This window comes from Geothrix rubra (assembly GCF_030268065.1).
Lineage (GTDB): Bacteria > Acidobacteriota > Holophagae > Holophagales > Holophagaceae > Geothrix > Geothrix rubra.
This window is the reverse complement of sequence record NZ_BSDD01000004.1, coordinates 351293-365579: the sequence shown is the minus strand read 5'-3', so window position 1 is coordinate 365579 and position 14287 is coordinate 351293. Positions and strand designations below refer to the sequence as shown.

The window sequence follows — 14287 nt, the reverse complement described above, 5'->3', positions numbered from 1 at the left end:
TTCCGGCTGCCGCTAGAGGGCCGCCCGGAGGGCCTCGAGGGCCTGGGGAATGCCCTCCGGATGGGTGCCCCCGCCCTGGGCCAGGTCCTTCTTGCCGCCGCCCCGGCCACCCAGGGCCGGCAGCATGGCCTTGAAGAGGGCCCCCGCGTCCTGGGGCAGGCCCGGGGCCACGGAGACCAGGGCGGCCACCTTGCCTTCCGCCACCTTCGAGGCCAGGGCGATGACGGCGTCGGGGTGACGGGTGCGGACCTGGTCCATGAGCTCGCGAAGGGCGTTGCCCTCCAGCCCCTCGACAGCCGCGGTGACGAGCTTGAGGCCCTTGACCTGCTCCACCTGCTCGGCGGACCCTCCGCCGCTGGCCGCCTTCAGCTTGGCCTCCTTGAGCTCGCGCTCCAGCTGGGTGATGCGCTGGTCCTTGGCGGTGAACACCTCGGGCAGGGCCTCGCGGCCGGAATTGGCCTGCCGGGAGAGGCCCTGGATCATGGCCTCGTCCGACTGCAGGAGCTCCAGGGCCATGTCGCCGGCCACGGCCTCGATGCGGCGCACCCCGGCGCTGACGGCGCCCTCGGAGATGATCTTCACCACGCCGATCTCGCCGGTGTTCATCACGTGGGTGCCGCCGCAGAGCTCGGTGGAGAAGCCCGGCACCTGGACCACCCGCACCACCTCGCCGTACTTCTCGCCGAAGAGGGCCATGGCGCCCGAGGCCAGGGCCTCGTCGATGTCCATCTCGTTCACGTGCGTCGGCAGGCACTTCAGGGCCTCCCGGGTGGCGAGGCGCTCCACCTCGGCGATCTGCTCGGGCTCCAGGGGCGCGAAGTGGGTGAAGTCGAAGCGCAGACGGGTGTCGTCGACCACGCTGCCGGCCTGTTTGACGTGGGTGCCCAGCACCTCCCGCAAGGCCGCGTGGAGGAGGTGGGTGGCGGTGTGGTGGGCGCGGACCCGCCGGCGGCGGATGGTGTAGACCTGGGCCGACACGGACATGTTCTCCAGCAGGGTCCCCTGGACCGCCACGCGGTGGAGGTGGCGCTTGGGGGCCGGAGCCGTGCAGTCGAGCACCTCGGCCATGCCGCCCTCGAAGCGGAGCTGCCCGTGATCACCCACCTGGCCGCCCGACTGGGCGTAGAAGGGGGTGCGGTCCAGCAGCACGTAGCCCTCGCCGGAAAGCTGCTTGACCCGCCGGCTCTGGGCGTCGAAGAGGGCCACCACGTGGGCCTGCCCCTCCAGGTGGTCATAGCCGGTGAACCGGGTCTGGGGCAGGTCGGCCAGGACCGCGAGATCCCCGCTCAGCCGCAGGTCGTGGGTCTTCATGGCCGCCCGGGCCCGGGTGCGCTGGGCGCCCAGCTCGGCCTGGAAGCCGGCGATGTCGGCCTTCACGCCCCGCTCGCGGCACCAGTCCTCCACCAGATCCACGGGGAAGCCGTAGGTGTCGTAGAGGCGGAAGATGTCGGATCCCGCCAGGGCGCCGCCGGAGACATCGAGGGCCTCCAGGGTCCGCAGCCCGGTGGAGAGGGTCTGGCTGAACTGCCGCTCCTCCCGGTGGATCACCTTCTGGATGCGGCCCACCTCGGGCAGGAGCTCGGGGTACTGGTCCCCCATGGCCTGGAACACCGCCGGGGCCAGGTCGGCGAAGAAGAGGCCCTCGATGCCCAGCTTCCGGCCGAAGCGCAGGGCCCGGCGGATGATCTTGCGGAGCACGTAGCCGCGCCCCTCGTTGCTGGGGACCACGCCGTCGAAGCTCATGAAGGTGGCGGCCCGGATGTGGTCGGCGATCACCTGGGAGGCGGTGCGGTTGGTGTGCTCCCGGCGCTCCTCGGGCTTCACCTTCGCCACGGCCCAGATGGCGTCGAAGATGGGCTGGAAGAGGTCGATCTCGTAGTTGGTGTCCACGCCCTGCAGGATGCTGGCGGTGCGTTCCAGCCCCATGCCGGTGTCGATGCTGGGCTTGGGCAGGGGCGTCAGGACGCCGTTGCCGTCGCGCTCGTACTGCATGAAGACGAGGTTCCAGATCTCCATGACCCGGTCGCCCTCGCCGTTGGGCAGTTCGTCGCCGGGGATGTGGGCGCCGCGGTCGTAGTGCATCTCCGAGCAGGGGCCGCAGGGACCCGTGTCGCCCATCTGCCAGAAGTTGTCCTTCTTCCCGAAACGCAGGATGCGTTCGGGGGGCACGCCCGCGGCCTTCCAGAGCTCCTCGGCCTCGGTGTCCGCGGGCACGCCCTCGGCGCCCTCGAAGACCGTGATCCAGAGCCTCGAGGGGTCCAGGCCGAGGTTCCCGGCGGCCACGGGGCCCGTGACGAACTCCCAGGCGAAGCGGATGGCGTCGGCCTTGAAGTAGTCCCCGAAGCTGAAGTTGCCCAGCATCTCGAAGAAGGTGTGGTGGCGGGCCGTGAAGCCCACCTGGTCCAGGTCGTTGTGCTTGCCCCCGGCCCGCAGGCACTTCTGGCTGGTGGTGGCCCGGCTGTAGTCCCGCTTCTCCTTGCCCAGGAAGAGGTCCTTGAACTGCACCATCCCGGCGTTGGTCCACATCACCGTCGGGTCGTCCGCCGGGCCGATGACCGGGCTCGAGGCCACCCGCCGGTGCCCCTGGCGCTCGAAGTACTGCAGGAATCGCTGGCGGAGTTCAGAGGTCTTCATGGAGGATCCAGTCGGTTCAGTCGGGGAAAGAAGCGCGGGATGGGCTCAGCCCGGACCGCGCGCGGGGGTCCCGGGGGTGTGCGCGAAGCGCGGAACCCCCGGAGGACATCAATGGCGGAAATGTCGCATGCCGGTGAAGAAGAGCCACACGCCCAGCTTCTGGGCGGCCTCGATGACCTCCTTGTCGCGCAGGCTGCCGCCGGGCTCGACGAAGGCGGTGACGCCATGGCGCGCGGCCAGCTCCAGGCCGTCGGCGAAGGGGAAGAAGGCATCGCTGCCCAGGGCGGCGCCCCGGGCCTTGTCCCCGGCCTTGCGGCAGGCGATCTCCACCGAGTCCACCCGGCTCATCTGGCCGGCGCCGATGCCCACGGTGCTGCCGTCCTTCACCAGAACGATGGCGTTGGACTTCACGGCCTTGGCCACCCGCTGGGCCAGCATCAGGTCCTCGGCCTTGGGCCGGGGGCCGCTGCCGCTGGCCTTCATCTCCCAGTCCTCGAAGGGCACGAAGGCGTCGTCGGTGCGCTGGACGAGGTAGCCGCCGCCGATGGAGCGGGTGTCCAGCCCCTCGGCGCTCTGGGGCCAGCGGTCCGGCGTCTGGAGGATGCGGAGCTGCTTCTTGGCGGCGAAGACCTCGAGGGCCTCGCCCGTGAAGGCCGGGGCCAGGATCACCTCCCAGAAGTTCTGGGCCATGACGCGGGCCACCTCCACGCCCACGGGACGGTTGAAGGCCACGATGCCGCCGAAGGCGCTGACCGGATCGCCGGCCTGGGCCTTCATGAAGGCCTCCAGGGCATGGGGGCCCTGGCCCACGCCGCAGGGATTGTTGTGCTTGACGATGACGCAGGCGGGGGCGGGGAACTGCCAGACCAGGCGGGCGCAGGCGTCGGCATCCAGCAGGTTGTTGAAGCTCAGCTCCTTGCCCTGGTGCTGTTCGCAGGCGGCGATGCCGGAGGGCACCCGGCCGGGCTCGACATAGAAGGCCGCGGGCTGGTGGGGATTCTCCCCGTAGCGCAGCCCCTGCTTCTGGGCGAGGTTGATGCAGAGGTGGTGGGGAAGGCCGGTGCCCTCGTCAGGGGGGGCCTGCTCCCGCTCCATCCAGCCGGCGATGGCGGCGTCGTAGGCGGCGGTGCGGCGGAAGGCCTCCAGGGCACAGTGGCGGCGGTCCTCCAGGCTCCAGTCGCCGGCCTTCAGCTTCTCGAGGAAGGGGCCGTACTGGTCGGGGGACGTCAGCACGGTCACCGAGGCGTGGTTCTTCGAGGCGCTGCGGATCATGCTGGGGCCGCCGATGTCGATCTGCTCGATGGCCTCGTCGGCGGTGACGCCCTCCCGGGCGATGGTGGCCTCGAAGGGGTACAGGTTGATGGCCACCAGGTCGATGGGTTCGATGCCCAGGCGGGCGGCGTCGGCGGTGTGGGCCTCGAGGTCGCGCCGGAAGAGGAGGCCGCCGTGGATCCTGGGATGGAGGGTCTTCACCCGGCCGTCGAAGCACTCCGGGGCCCCGGTGTAGGCGGCCACCTCCTGGGCCTCGAGTCCGGCCTCCTGCAGCGTGCGCAGGGTGCCTCCCGTGGCCAGCAGGCGCCAGCCCAGGGCCAGCAGGCCCTCCGCCAGGCCCAGCAGGCCCGTCTTGTCGTAGACCGAGATCAATGCCGTCGGCATGCCATTCCCCCGAATCCTCGATTTTTCCATGGCGATCCCGCCCGGGGAACACCAGGTTTGGGTTTCTGCGCCGAGGGTCCGATAAAGGCTCCAGGAGGGCGACATGGATGTCCAGGTCGAGGTCCAGTTCACGGTCCAGCACACCCTGGCCCAGCTTCGGGAGGAGTTCGTGAAGCGGGGCCACATTCCCGACTGGCGGACCCCGGAGGGCGGCAGCGCCCCCGACCTGTTCTTCGAGACCAAGACCGTGAGTGTGTCCCTCTCCTCGGAGAAGGATCGGCTGGCCTGGTTCGTCTTCTCCCTGGAGGCCGTGGGGGAACTCCGCAGGCGGGTGGTGATCCCGAATGTGATTCCCGCCACAGTGGAGCTGGATATCCCGGATCTGGAGGACTTCCTGGACTTCTGCCGCCGCTGCATGGTCGGGGCCGTCGGAAGGCCCTGAGTCGCCCCACTTTACCTGCCGGGGGCGAGGCCCCATCCTGGAAGGCCTGGAGCGGGTGTATGCCGACGATCAAGATCAACGACGTTGAGATGAACGTGAACCCCGGCGCCTTGGTGCTGGATGTCTGCCGGAAGGCCGGCATCGACATCCCGCACTACTGCTACCACCCGGCCCTGACGCCCGTGGCCACCTGCCGCATGTGCCTGGTGGAGATCAAGGGCCAGCCCAAGCTGGCCACCAGCTGCACCACCACCGTCCCCCCCGCGCCCAAGGACAATCCCGAGGCCGTGGTGATGGAGGTGTTCACCAACACCCCTGCCGTGGCCGACGCCCGGGCCGGGGTGATGGAGTTCCTCCTCATGAACCACCCCCTGGACTGCCCCATCTGCGACCAGGCGGGCGAGTGCAAGCTGCAGGACTACTCCTACAGCTACGGGAGCGGCGACTCCCGCATGGCCGAGGTGAAGCGCCGGTACCGCTACGAGGACCTGGGCGCCAAGATCGTCATCGACAAGAACCGCTGCATCCACTGCACCCGCTGCGTACGCTTCACCCGCGAGATCAGCGGCGGCGGTGAACTGACGGTGGCCCAGCGCGGCTCCCGGCTGGAGGTCACCACCTTCACGGGCAAGAGCATGGACCAGAACCCCTTCGCGGGGAACGTGGTGGACCTCTGCCCCGTGGGGGCCCTCACCAGCCGGGACTTCCGCTTCCGCAAGCGGGTGTGGTTCCTCAAGAGCACGCCCTCCATCAGCCGCCATTCAGCGCTGGGCAGCCCCATCTGGATCGACCACGAGGGCAACACCGCCTACCGCTTCCGTCCCCGGCCCCTGGAGGACCGGAACGACACTCACTTCATCAGCGATGAGGAGCGCTACGCCTACGCGCACTACAACCGCCCGGATCGTCCGGCCCAGCCCCTCCTCCGGGGCGCCGGGGCCACCCTGGACGCCATCCGGGAGGCCCTCCAGGCGGCGGGCCCCGCGGCCGTGATCGGCCAGGGCACCTTCGGCTGCGACACCGCCCAGCGTCTGGGCGAGCTGGCGGCGGCCGCCGACCTGCGCTACGGCAGCGGCGACAAGGTGATCCCGGTGGTCCTGCCCCTGCTGCAGAAGAGCGCCGACGGCATCCTCAACCGGCGGGGCTTCTCCGAGCGCGGCTTCCGCTTCGGGGCCCTGGAGGAGCTGCTTGCCAAGGTCGAGCGCGGCGAGGTGAAGGCGGTGGTCCTGCTGCACGACGCGGCCTTCACCAGCGCGAAGGAGTCCGAGCTGCTCGGGCGCATCCTCAAGGCTGCGGCCTTCAGCCTCGCCCTGGAGGTGGAGGCCTCCGACCTGGGCCGCGCCGCGACGGCCTGGCTGCCCATCACCAGCTACGTGGAGGAGAGCGACTTCATCGTCAACCACGACGGCGAGCTGCGGCGGTACCAGAAGGCCCTGCAACCGCCGAAGGGCGTCCGCACCGTCCCCGCCTGGGTGAAGGAGCTGGCGGCCGTTCCCGCCGCGGTCTAGGCGGGGCGCGGGGCCCCGTGTTCCTGCACGACGCCCTCGCCCGCGGCCTGGTCCGCTATCTCACCACCGAGGTTCCGGCCACCCAGCGGCGCGTGCCGAACGACGGCGAGCGACTGCAGGCCGAGGTCCGCCCGGGGGACGTGCTGCTGGTGGAGGGCCGCACCCGCATCAGCCGGGTGATCCAGGTGCTCACCCAGAGCTCCTGGAGCCATGCGGCCATGTACCTGGGAGACACCCTGCTGCGGTGGGGCGGCCCCCACGCGGACGCGGCCCTGGAACGCTTCGGGGCCGAGGCCGGCCGCCTGCTCATCGAGAGCGACATGCGGGAGGGCGTGCGGGTCGTCCCGCTGTCCACCTACCTGGCCTACAACCTCCGCGTCTGCCGGCCCCAGGGCCTCTCGCGGCTGGAGCTGGACCGGGTACTGGAGGAGATGTTCCGCCACCTGGGCTACCGCTACGACCGCCAGAACATCTTCGACCTGGGCCGCTACCTCACGCCCTTCCACCTCCTGCCGGCCCGCATCCGGCGGCGCCCCCTGTACCTGGGCAGCTCCTCCAGCCGCGAGATCATCTGCTCGGCCCTCATCGCCAAGGCCTTCTACAAGGTGGACTATCCCGTGCAGCCCGAGGTCCGCGGCCCCGACCGGGGCCTGCTGGCGCGCCATCCCAGCTACATCATGCCCCGCGACTTCGACCTGAGCCCCAACTTCCAGGTGCTGAAGTTCCACCAGGCGGCGGGCCAGCGCCTGGCCCTGCCGGGCACGCCCTGAGGCGGCCCTTCCGGGGTGTATCCTTTCCCCCGAATCCACCCCAGCCCGCCACCCGGGAGACGCCATGCTCCGGTTCCTCCGCCCCCTGTCCCTGGCCCTCCTGGCCGCCTGGCTTCCGGCCGCGCCCCCGGCGAAGGCCCCGACCCTCCGGGCCTACTTCGCCCCGAAGGCCTCGGAACTCCAGGCCGCCGGCGTGCGCCTGATCCCCATCCGGACGCCCAAGGGCACCTTCAAGGTCTGGACCAAGCGCTTCGGCCACAACCCCCGCATCAAGCTCCTCCTGCTCCACGGCGGCCCCGGCGCCACCCACGAGTACTTCGAGGCCCTGGAGAACTGGCTGGGTGCCGAGGGCATCGAGTTCATCTACTACGACCAGCTGGGCTCGGGCGACTCGGACCGCCCCACGGACGACAGCCTCTGGACCATCGACCGCTTCGTGGACGAGGTGGAGCAGGTCCGGCAGGCCCTGGGCCTCACGAGGGACGACTTCTACCTGCTGGGGCACTCCTGGGGCGGGGTCCTGGCCATGGAGTATGCCCTGAAGCATCCGCAGAACCTCAAGGGGCTGATCATCTCGAACATGATGGCCAGCATCCCCGACTACAACCGCTATGCGGAGACGGTGCTGGGCCCCCAGATGGATCCGGCGGTGCTGAAGGAGATCAAGGCCCTGGAGGCGAAGGGCCAGTACGAGAGCCCCCGCTACATGGAGCTGCTCACCCCGGCCTTCTACCACGAGCACGTCTGCCGCCTCGCCGAGTGGCCGGACGCCGTGAACCGCGCCTTCGGACGCATGAACCGACAGGTCTACGTGCTCATGCAGGGGCCCAGCGAGTTCGGCGCCTCGGGGCGGCTTGAACACTGGGACCGCAAGGCCGACCTGCCCAGGCTCGCCATGCCCACCCTCGTCATCGGCGCCGCCCACGACACCATGGACCCCGCCCACATGAAGTGGATGGCGGGCCAGGTGCAGCACGGCAGCTTCCTCCTCTGTCCAAAAGGGAGCCACCTGGCCATGTGGGACGACCAGGCCACCTACGCCCAGGGGCTCATCAGGTTCCTGGAGGCCGTGGACGCCGGGAAGCGGACCGTCAGATTCTGAGGGGATCGTCCCAGAAGGGGTAGAAGCAGTACCACTGGCTGGGGTGCCGCCGGATGAGGGCCTCCAGGTCGGCCACGTACGCCCGCAGCCCGGCCTCGATCTCGGCCAGGCGCTCGCCGCGGCCTCCGCGGAGATGGATGGGTTCGCCGAAGCGGGCATGGAACCGGCCCGCCTCGTCGGTGGTGAAGAAGCTGGTGACGATGGGGGCCCCGGTCATGGCCGCCAGCTCCCAGGGGCCCCGGGGGAAGGGCACCTCCCGGCCGAAGAAGGGCACCGCCACGCCGTTCAGGCTGAAGTCCCGGTCCCCCTGCATGCCCACCAGCTCCCCCTCGCGGAGCAGCTTCACCAGGGGCAGGGTGGAGAAGCCCAGCCCATCCACCGGCAGGCCGATGACGCCGCCCTGGCTGCGCAGCCGCTCCCGCAGGCGCTCCACGGCCTCGAAGCGGTCGGGCTTGTAGACCGTGTGGATCCGGAGTCCCCGGCCCCGCAGCAGCAGGCCGCCCAGCTCGTAGTTCCCCGCATGGGCCGTGAGCAGGATGACGCCCCGACCATCGGCGATGGCCCCATCCAGCCGCGCCAGGCCTTCGATGGAGGCGAACTGGGCCAGGGCCTCGCCAGGATCCCGCTGGCCGAACCAGAAGAAGTCCACCCAGGCCCGGGCGTGCTGGCGCACCATGTCCCGGGACACCCGCTCCACCTCCGGATGGCTGGCCGGGAGCCCCAGCACCTGGGCCGTGTTGCCGAGGACGGCTTCCAGGTACTTGGGCCGCAGCGCCAGGAAGGCATTGGCCACCTGGTCCGCGATCTCGTGGCCCCGGCTGCGCCGGGCGAAGGATCGCGCCGCGAAGAAGAAGAGGGGGAACAGCGACCCGAACACCGCGCCGTAGGCGAGGCCCAGGAGGCGGGAATCGGACTGCATCCGGTCCTGCATCCGCGTCCCCTATCGCCACACGTTCTGGTTGGGGTTGCGGTCCTCCATCTCCTGCCACAGCCGCTGGAGGCTCTGGAGGCGCTCGGGGTAGTCGAGGCCCAGGGCGTCGAGCACCTCGTCATCCTCGGCATCGAAGGCGAGGGGATCCTCCAGCACCTCGGCCGGGAACTCGGGGAACACCTGCCCCAGCAGGGCCCGGTCGAAGCCGCGCACGCTGAGGGTGCGCACGCCGGGCGTGTCGATGAGGGTGCCGCCGCCCGGGAGGGGCAGCCACCGGGCGGAGGTGGTGGTCTGCTTGCCGGTGCCGAACCTGGTGAGCCCGCCGGTCCTCAGCGCCAGCTCGGGGTGGAGCGCATTCACCAGGGTGCTCTTCCCCACCCCGCTGTGGCCCAGCAGCACCACGACCTTGTCCACGACGAGGCTCCGCAGGGCCTCGACGCCTTCGCCCTTGAGGGCGGAGGTCTCGTGGATGGGCAAGCCCTGCTCCCGGAGGGGGTCCAGCTCCGGCAAGGTGTCCTTCCGGGAGGCCCGGTCCCGCTTGGTGACGATGATGCGGAAGGCCAGGCCGGCGTCCAGGGCCAGCACCTGGGCCCGCTCCAGCAGGCCCGGCCGCAGGGGCGGATCCACCACGGCGGCGCAGATCCACAGCTCGTCGGCATTGGCGCAGATGAGCTGCCAGGGCTCGCGGTCGTCGATGCCGCCCCGCTTGAGGAGGGTCCTCCGCGGCATCACGGCCACCACCTGGGCCTCGGGAGATCCCCCATCGCCCCGGACCGGCGGAGGAGGCGGAAGGCCGGGATCCTCCGGTTCGACCGGAACGGCCGAGTACCGGACACGGTCGCCGCAGACCAGGCGCACGCCCTTGAGCTTGCCGCCCAGGGTGGCGCGGAGGGGGGTGCGGTCCGCCAGCTCCAGGTCCACCCACTGGCTGTACCGCTGGGTGAGGGTGGCTTCCGGGAGGTGCAGCCAGGGGGCCGCGTCCGGAAGCTTCAGGAGCGATTCGGCGTCGTGGGATTCGATGTCGGTGCTGAGGCGTTCGGCCTGCCGCTGCCGCCGCTTGCTGTCGGCGCTCCGCTCCCGGCTGTAGGAATCCCGGTGGTCCAGGTCCTGGGCCTCCCGGCTCTGGCCGAGGCGGTACTTGCGGCTCATGCCGGGGCCCCCATCCCTAGGCCCGGCCTGCGAACTCGCCGGTCTCGGTGCTCACCTTCACCTTCTCGCCCTCCTTGATGAAGAGGGGCACCTTGATCTCGATGCCGGTCTCCAGCTTGGCCGGCTTGGTGACGTTGCCGCTGGCCGTGTCGCCCCGGGCGCCGGGCTCGGTGTAGGTCACGGTGAGCTCCACCTGCTGGGGCAGCTGGAGGCCGATGGGGTTGCCATTGAACTTCTGGATCTGCACCACCTGGCCTTCGATGAGGTAGTCCAGGGCGTCGCCGACCATCTCGCCGTTGAGGGTGTGGGTCTCGTAGGTCTCCTGGTCCATGAAGTGGGAGCCTTCGCCATCGGTGTACAGGTAGCTGGCGGGGGAGAGGACGAGGTCGGGCTCCTTGAACTTGTCGCCGGCCTTGAATGTCTTGTCGAAGACGGCGCGGGTGAGGAGGTTCCGCATCTTGAGGCGCACGAGCGTCTGCCCGCCCCGGGCGGTGGGCGTGGAAATTTCCACGTCGAGGCAGTGGTACGGCGTGTCCTCGAGCTCGAAGAACATTTTGCGCTTGATGCCGATGGCTTCGATGAGGGCGGCCATGGGGGGTCTCCGGGTAGGTTCCTGCCAAACCTAAGATTCTACATGCGCTGCCGATGAACCTAGAATCGGAAGTCTATGCCGGATCCCAAGAGCATCGGTCGCTACCAGGTGATCAGACCCATCGGATCGGGGGGGATGGGGGCGGTCTACCTGGCCGAGGACCCGCTCCTCAAGCGCCGGGTGGCCATCAAGGTCGTGAAGGTGGCGGGGGAGGCCCGCAACCAGGCCATGCTCCGGTTCCGCCGGGAGGCGGAGATCAGCGCCCAGCTGAACCACCCCAACGTGGTCACCGTCTTCGACGTGGGCGTGGAAGAGGAGATCGGCCCCTTCCTGGCCATGGAGTACGTCGAGGGCAAGAGCCTGGGCAAGCACATCAAGGAGAAGGACCTGGACCTGGAGACCAGCGTCCGGGTGCTGATCCAGGCCATGCGGGCCCTGCGGGCCGCCCATCGGCGCGCCATCGTGCACCGGGACATCAAGCCCGACAACATCCTGCTGAGCGAGGAGGGCCGGGCCAAGCTCATGGATTTCGGGATCGCCCGCACCCTGGGGCACATGGGGCTGATGCCCGAGGGCCCCCTGGATCCCGATCTGCCGCCGGAGGGGGAGGACACGGGCTACGCCCAGACCCTGGCGCTGCGCCTCACGGTCACGGGCGATTTCCTGGGCTCGCCGGCCTATGCGCCGCCCGAGGTGCTGAAGGGGGGCGAGGGCACCCCCGCCTCCGACCGCTACAGCTTCGCCGCCACGGCCTTCGAGCTCCTCACCGGCCAGCTTCCCCACCCGGGCAGCGGGCTCACGGAGATCATCATCCACATCCTCCAGGACCCCGTGGCCATTCCCCCGGACATGCCCCCGCAGCTGGCCGGGGTCTTCCAGCGGGCCCTCTCCCCGGATCCCGATGAGCGGCACACCACGCTGCCCGAGTTCATGGAGGAGCTCATCGATGCCCTGCCGGGCCCGGCCCACCTGCGGGCCAAGCTCTTCGGCGCCCTCACCCAGGAGGACGATGCCAGCGGCATGGTCTCCGTGAGCCGCTTCCGCGCCTCGGAGCAGGCCCCCCTGACGGCGGCCCAGGAGACCACCGATGCCCGCCTCAGGAAGAGCCAGCCCGTGCGGATCGACCTGGCGGAGGACCCGGTGGCGTCCTACCTCACCACGCGGCGCACCCAGGCCCGGGGGCCGGAGGAGGGCACGAACTGGCTGCGCGTCCTGAAGTGGGTGGTGCTCCTCTTCCTGCTGCTCCAGCTCTTCTGGTGGCTGGCGCCGGCCCTGGCCAACTTCCACTGGAACGACTAGGCTCAGCCCCCCAGCGTCCGCATCAGGATGAACACGGCGCCATTCCAGCAGCCGTGGACGAGGATGGCGGTCCAGACGCTGCCCGTGCGCCGCATGGCCAGGCCCAGCACCAGGCCCAGGGCGCTGAGGGTGGGCAGCCCCAGGGGCTGGAGGTGGATGGCCCCGAAGAGCAGGGCGGAGCCCAGCAGGGCCCAGGTCATGGACCAGCGCCGGGCCAGCACCGGCAACAGGAAGCCCCGGAAGAGGGTCTCCTCGAAGAAGGGCGCCAGCCCCGCCACCACCAGGAACATGGCCACCGTGGGACCCCAGCCGCTGAGGCCCCGCAGCAGCTCCACCAGTTCCCGCTGGGGCGCTTCGTCGGACTTGAGGAAGGGGCCGAGCACCAGGGCCAGCCCCATCACCATCGCCACCGCCAGGGCGAGGAAGGCGGGGCCCCAGGCCAGGGCCCGCCGCGCCGGGGGTGGGGTGAGGCGCCGCCACAGCTCCCGGAAGGGGATGCCCTCGGCCCGGCAGAGCAGGGCGAGGCCTCCGGCCGCGTGGAGGCCGTAGCCCAGGGGCACCGCCAGCCAGCGGACGTGGGGGAAGGGCGCCATCAGCAGGGCCGCCAGGTTCCCCGCCAGGAAGAAGAGCAGGAACCAGGTGAGCAGCACCAGGGCCGCGGCGCGGCCCGACAGGCCCCATTCCGGCAGGGGGCGGGGAAGGGGCGCCTTCCGCGTGGCGACCAGGTAGATCCCCACGGCCACCCCGCCCAGGCCCAGGCCCGTCACCAGCAGGCCGAAGGCGCCCAGGGCCGCCAGGCGCAGGAGCAGGGCCTCCCGGGCCGCAGTCCGCAGCGCCTCGCCGTTCCCGCCGACCCGGTCCGCCAGCCGGGAGGCGAGCATGGCCGCGGCGTACCCGTGCCCCAGCCGCTCGCGCAGCTCCGGGGCGAGCGCGCCTCCCGGCAGGGGGCCGTGGTCGTAGGCCGCGGCCCAGGCGGCGCGGAAGCGGTCGCCCCAGGGCCCCTGGGGCGCCCTGGCCAGGTCCCGGCCCATGACCAGATCCCCATCCTCCGCGGCCAGCACGGACAGGAGCGCGCGGTCCCAGGGCTCCTTGAGCTGGGCCTGGGCCCGGGCGGCGCTCGTCCCCCGGAGGGGCATCCGGGTTCCGAGGAGCCTGGGCGCCGAGAGCAGCGGCTCCATCATCCGGCCTTGGAGGCTCGCGTGGTCCGCGGGTCGGCCTGCCCTGGCCCGCTTCGACAGCAGCGTGAGGCCCGCGGCCAGGAGGGCGAGGGTGGCCAGGAGGGCGATGAGGGGATCCGCCCAGCGGCGGTCCGGCTGCCAGGGAGAGGCGGGGGTGGCGTCCATGGTTCCAGGATGCCGTGGCCCGGCCGGGGGTGTCAGCCATCCCGGAAGGGCAGCCGCCCCGTGCGGCGGAACCGCCACCCCGACCAGCCGAGGTAGAGGCGGTGGACCAGGGCGGTCACGCCCGGGATCCGCAGCAGGGGCGCCGCCCAGGCCCAGGCGGGCAGCCGCCGGGCGATGGGGGCCAGGAGCTCCGCCCCCTGCCAGATCCGGCGGGTGCCCAGGTCCAGTCCGTGGATCTCCCGCGAGAGGTCGCGGCCCGCCAGCTCCGGCGCCAGCACCAGGACCTCGGGGTCCCGCAGGGGGGCCACCAGCAGGAGGCCGCGCCGGTCCCGCCGGGCCAGCCAGAGCGCCATGCGGAAGCAGAGGCTGCAGTCGGGGTCGTAGGCGATGAGCAGGGGGGCGGGCATGGCGGTCCGCGGCATGATCGCACGGGTTGGGGTAAGGTTTGAGCCAGGAGGCGGCCATGCCCTTTTCCCATCCCATCGAGGTGCGGTTCAGCGACCTGGACGCCATGGGGCATGTGAACAACGCCGTGGTGGTGAGCTTCATGGAACAGGGCCGGTTCCAGTGGTGGCGCACCTTCCTGGGCGGCCGCAAGTTCCAGGAGGAGGGCTTCCTCATCGCCCGGGTGGAGGTGGACTACCGCATGCCCATCCTCCTGGGGGACGACGTGCGGGTGGAACTCCACTGCACCAAGGTGGGCAACAGTTCCTTCGACCTGACCTACCGCCTCACGAAGGGCCTGGGGGGAGAGCTCTTCGCGGAAGGGCGGACGGTCCAGGTGATGCTGGACTTCGCCACCAACCGGCCCAGGGCCCTCGCGCCGGGCACACGCGCCTGGCTCGAGGCCCAGGCCTGAGC

The 14287-nt window shown here is 70.8% G+C and carries 13 protein-coding genes; 6 read left to right on the top strand and 7 right to left on the bottom strand.

Features of this window, described 5'->3' with window-relative positions:
- Positions 1–12: 12 nt before the first annotated feature.
- Complete coding sequence (gene alaS, locus QSJ33_RS12245) at positions 13–2634, bottom strand: alanine--tRNA ligase (protein ID WP_285726521.1); 2622 nt, start codon at positions 2632–2634, stop codon at positions 13–15.
- 108 nt (positions 2635–2742) lie between these two features.
- Entirely contained in the window at positions 2743–4290 is a 1548-nt protein-coding gene (gene purH / locus QSJ33_RS12240) for a bifunctional phosphoribosylaminoimidazolecarboxamide formyltransferase/IMP cyclohydrolase (protein ID WP_285726519.1), read from the bottom strand.
- Positions 4291–4393: 103 nt separating this feature from the next.
- Here purH and QSJ33_RS12235 point away from each other — a divergent pair, with 103 nt between their 5' ends.
- The 4 genes from QSJ33_RS12235 to QSJ33_RS12220 all read left to right on the top strand — a co-directional run bounded on the left by QSJ33_RS12235 (position 4394) and on the right by QSJ33_RS12220 (position 8112).
- On the top strand, positions 4394–4732 hold the full coding sequence (locus QSJ33_RS12235) for a hypothetical protein (RefSeq protein WP_285726516.1): 339 nt from the start codon (positions 4394–4396) through the stop codon (positions 4730–4732).
- Positions 4733–4791: 59 nt separating this feature from the next.
- Complete coding sequence (locus tag QSJ33_RS12230) at positions 4792–6240, top strand: NADH-quinone oxidoreductase subunit G (protein WP_285726514.1); 1449 nt, start codon at positions 4792–4794, stop codon at positions 6238–6240.
- A 17-nt stretch (positions 6241–6257) separates the two neighbouring features.
- A complete protein-coding gene (locus QSJ33_RS12225) occupies positions 6258–7010 on the top strand; it encodes a YiiX/YebB-like N1pC/P60 family cysteine hydrolase (protein ID WP_285726513.1) in 753 nt (250 codons plus the stop codon).
- A 64-nt stretch (positions 7011–7074) separates the two neighbouring features.
- On the top strand, positions 7075–8112 hold the full coding sequence (locus QSJ33_RS12220) for a proline iminopeptidase-family hydrolase (protein WP_285726511.1): 1038 nt from the start codon (positions 7075–7077) through the stop codon (positions 8110–8112).
- Here QSJ33_RS12220 and QSJ33_RS12215 read toward each other — a convergent pair.
- The 3 genes from QSJ33_RS12215 to efp are packed head-to-tail and all read right to left on the bottom strand — an operon-like array spanning position 8102 to position 10784.
- Positions 8102–9031 carry a lysophospholipid acyltransferase family protein gene (locus QSJ33_RS12215; protein WP_285726509.1) on the bottom strand — a complete coding sequence of 310 codons (930 nt, stop codon included), beginning with the start codon at positions 9029–9031 and terminating at the stop codon, positions 8102–8104. The two genes, QSJ33_RS12220 and QSJ33_RS12215, sit on opposite strands and share 11 nt — an antisense overlap.
- 21 nt (positions 9032–9052) lie before the next feature.
- Positions 9053–10192, bottom strand: a complete 1140-nt coding sequence (gene rsgA, locus QSJ33_RS12210; RefSeq protein WP_285726507.1) for a ribosome small subunit-dependent GTPase A — start codon at positions 10190–10192, stop codon at positions 9053–9055.
- Positions 10193–10208: 16 nt separating this feature from the next.
- Complete coding sequence (gene efp, locus QSJ33_RS12205) at positions 10209–10784, bottom strand: elongation factor P (RefSeq protein ID WP_285726505.1); 576 nt, start codon at positions 10782–10784, stop codon at positions 10209–10211.
- 75 nt (positions 10785–10859) lie between these two features.
- Here efp and QSJ33_RS12200 point away from each other — a divergent pair, with 75 nt between their 5' ends.
- On the top strand, positions 10860–12083 hold the full coding sequence (locus tag QSJ33_RS12200; RefSeq protein WP_285726503.1) for a serine/threonine-protein kinase: 1224 nt from the start codon (positions 10860–10862) through the stop codon (positions 12081–12083).
- A gap of 2 nt (positions 12084–12085) precedes the next feature.
- On the opposite strand, the gene QSJ33_RS12195 is transcribed toward QSJ33_RS12200, so the two are convergent.
- On the bottom strand, positions 12086–13426 hold the full coding sequence (locus tag QSJ33_RS12195; RefSeq protein WP_285726501.1) for a CPBP family intramembrane glutamic endopeptidase: 1341 nt from the start codon (positions 13424–13426) through the stop codon (positions 12086–12088).
- Positions 13427–13458: 32 nt separating this feature from the next.
- Entirely contained in the window at positions 13459–13848 is a 390-nt protein-coding gene (locus QSJ33_RS12190; protein ID WP_285726499.1) for a thiol-disulfide oxidoreductase DCC family protein, read from the bottom strand.
- Positions 13849–13889: 41 nt separating this feature from the next.
- Between QSJ33_RS12190 and QSJ33_RS12185 the strand changes: the two genes are divergently transcribed.
- Entirely contained in the window at positions 13890–14285 is a 396-nt protein-coding gene (locus tag QSJ33_RS12185) for an acyl-CoA thioesterase (protein WP_285726497.1), read from the top strand.
- Positions 14286–14287: the final 2 nt, after the last annotated feature.

Excerpts from the sequence above, each read along its gene's own strand:
- alaS (WP_285726521.1), bottom strand. The coding sequence starts at position 2,634 with ATGAAGACCTCTGAACTCCGCCAGCGATTCCTGCAGTACTTCGAGCGC.
- purH (WP_285726519.1), bottom strand. The coding sequence starts at position 4,290 with ATGCCGACGGCATTGATCTCGGTCTACGACAAGACGGGCCTGCTGGGC.
- QSJ33_RS12235 (WP_285726516.1), top strand. The coding sequence starts at position 4,394 with ATGGATGTCCAGGTCGAGGTCCAGTTCACGGTCCAGCACACCCTGGCC.
- QSJ33_RS12230 (WP_285726514.1), top strand. The coding sequence starts at position 4,792 with ATGCCGACGATCAAGATCAACGACGTTGAGATGAACGTGAACCCCGGC.
- QSJ33_RS12220 (WP_285726511.1), top strand. The coding sequence starts at position 7,075 with ATGCTCCGGTTCCTCCGCCCCCTGTCCCTGGCCCTCCTGGCCGCCTGG.
- QSJ33_RS12215 (WP_285726509.1), bottom strand. The coding sequence starts at position 9,031 with ATGCAGTCCGATTCCCGCCTCCTGGGCCTCGCCTACGGCGCGGTGTTC.
- rsgA (WP_285726507.1), bottom strand. The coding sequence starts at position 10,192 with ATGAGCCGCAAGTACCGCCTCGGCCAGAGCCGGGAGGCCCAGGACCTG.
- efp (WP_285726505.1), bottom strand. The coding sequence starts at position 10,784 with ATGGCCGCCCTCATCGAAGCCATCGGCATCAAGCGCAAAATGTTCTTC.
- QSJ33_RS12200 (WP_285726503.1), top strand. The coding sequence starts at position 10,860 with ATGCCGGATCCCAAGAGCATCGGTCGCTACCAGGTGATCAGACCCATC.
- QSJ33_RS12195 (WP_285726501.1), bottom strand. The coding sequence starts at position 13,426 with ATGGACGCCACCCCCGCCTCTCCCTGGCAGCCGGACCGCCGCTGGGCG.
- QSJ33_RS12190 (WP_285726499.1), bottom strand. The coding sequence starts at position 13,848 with ATGCCGCGGACCGCCATGCCCGCCCCCCTGCTCATCGCCTACGACCCC.
- QSJ33_RS12185 (WP_285726497.1), top strand. The coding sequence starts at position 13,890 with ATGCCCTTTTCCCATCCCATCGAGGTGCGGTTCAGCGACCTGGACGCC.